Consider the following 2,074-nt stretch of genomic DNA (forward strand, 5'->3'; position numbering starts at 1 on the left):
GGTCGCGGTCGACCGCGCGCACGGCCCGGGCGATCGCGTCGGCGACGTCGCGCTCGGCGGCTGCGAGGTTGGCGAGCGCCCCGTGCGCCTTCACGTAGGCGATGCGATGACCTGCGTAAGCGGCGAGCGCCTGGGCGGCGCCGATCTGATAGGCGACGAGGCGCTCGATCTCGGGCGCGGTGAAGGGCATCCGCCGCCGCCCGAACCCCCAGAGGTCGGGAAAGCCCGGATGGGCACCCACGGCGACGCCGTTCGCCTTCGCCCGCGCGAAGGTCTCGGCCATGATCTCCGGGTCGCCCGCATGCATCCCGCAGGCGACGTTGGCCGAGGTGACGATGGCGAGCATCGCCGCGTCGTCGCCGCAGGCATAGGCGCCGAAGCCCTCGCCGAGATCGGAGTTCAGGTCGACGCTCGCCATCCGGTCGCGGATCCCGTGGAGTTCGCGGAGCCGACTATAGCGCGCCCGGAAACGGATTCCGAAGCAGGCCCCGGCCGATCCGGTTCAAGATCCGTTCCATCGGCGCGAGCGAGCGGTCACGACGAGACGGCACCGGCCGAACGCGTCCGCGTCCTGCCGATGCCGTGCGTGGGTCGATCGGGATCGCCGGGGGCGAGGCCCCGGCGCGCGTGTCGGATCAGCCGTCGTTCTTGGTCAGCGAGATCGCGACGAAGCGGGTCACGCCCTTGCTGCTCTTCACCCGCATCAGCACCGCCTTGCGCCCGCTGGATTCGGCCATGCGGATCTGCTCGGCGACCTCGGAGGGGCGGGTCACGCTCTTGCCGGCCACGTCGAGGATGACGTCGCCCTGCTCGATGCCCTTGGCGGCGGCCGGGCCGTCCGGATCGACCTGGACCACCGCGACGCCGCTGTCGGACAGGCCGACCTCCGCCGCCGGCGCCAGGCTCAGCCCGAGCCGCGGCTGGCCGCCGGCCATGCCGGTGTCCGAGGAGGCCACCTTCGACCCGTCGGTCGGGAGCGCGCCCAGCGTGATCGTCGCGTTGTCGGACTTGCCGCCGCGGAGATAGGCGATCTCAACCTTGGCGCCGGGCTTCAGCCCCGCGATCTTGCGGGACAGCTCCTTGGCGTCGTTGATCGGGTTGCCGTTGACCGACTCGATCACGTCGCCAGACTTGAGGCCGGCCTTGGCCGCCGGCGTGCCGTCCTCGGCGTGATCGATCAGGGCGCCCTTCGGCTTGGCCATGCCGAGCCCCTCGGCGATGTCCTGCGTCACCGGCTGGACCTGCACGCCGAGATAGCCGCGGGCGACCTTGCCGTCGGTCTTGAGCTGATCGACCACCGCCTGCACGGTCTCGGCGGGGATGGCGAAGGCGAGGCCGACGCTGCCGCCCGACGGCGAGGCGATGGCGGTGTTCACGCCCACGACCTCGCCGTTGACGTTGAAGGTCGGGCCGCCGGAATTGCCCTTGTTGATCGGCGCGTCGATCTGCAGGAAGTCGTCGTACGGGCCGGCGCCGATGTCGCGGCCGCGGGCCGAGACGATGCCGGCGGTCACCGTGCCGCCGAGGCCGAACGGGTTGCCGATCGCCACCACCCAGTCGCCGACCCGCGGGGCCGCCTTGCCGAACTGGACGTAGGGGTAGCTGCCGGAATCCTTGATCTTCAGGAGCGCGATGTCGGTCTTGGAATCCTTGCCGATCACCTTGGCGTCCAGCGTCCGGCCGTCGTCGAGCGTCACCTGCACGGTCTTGGCGTGGTCGACGACGTGGTTGTTGGTCACGACGTAGCCGTCGGCGGAGATGATGAAGCCGGAGCCGACGGCGCCGCGCGGGCCCTGGTGCTGCGGCTGCATGCCGGGCGGTCCACCGTTCGGGCCGTTCTGGCCGAAGCGCTTGAAGAACTCGCGCAGCTGCGGCGGCACGTTCTGCAGGTTCTGGCCCTGCTGGCCGCTCGGGCCGTCCTCGTCGTCGCTGGAAGCGGAGTCGTCGAGCTTCACCTTCACCGAGACGACGCCCGGCTTCACCTTGTCGACGATGTTGGCGAACGAGCCCGGCGGGTGCTCCGGCGCGGCGATCGGGGATTGCGGCAGCGCCTGGGCGAGGGCCGGCGTGGCGG

General features: G+C 71.3%; 2 protein-coding genes. Both read right to left on the reverse strand.

Features of this window, described 5'->3' with window-relative positions; genetic code table 11:
• A partial coding sequence (locus FV223_RS26140) for a 5-oxoprolinase subunit PxpA (protein ID WP_147729661.1) occupies positions 1-418 on the reverse strand: 418 nt, incomplete at its 3' end.
• A gap of 217 nt (positions 419-635) precedes the next feature.
• Positions 636-2,074, reverse strand: a 1,439-nt coding sequence (locus FV223_RS26145; protein ID WP_147729662.1) for a Do family serine endopeptidase, incomplete at its 5' end; no start/stop codon positions are given.

This window comes from Methylobacterium sp. WL116 (assembly GCF_008039455.1).
In the GTDB taxonomy this organism is placed as follows: Bacteria; Pseudomonadota; Alphaproteobacteria; order Rhizobiales; family Beijerinckiaceae; genus Methylobacterium.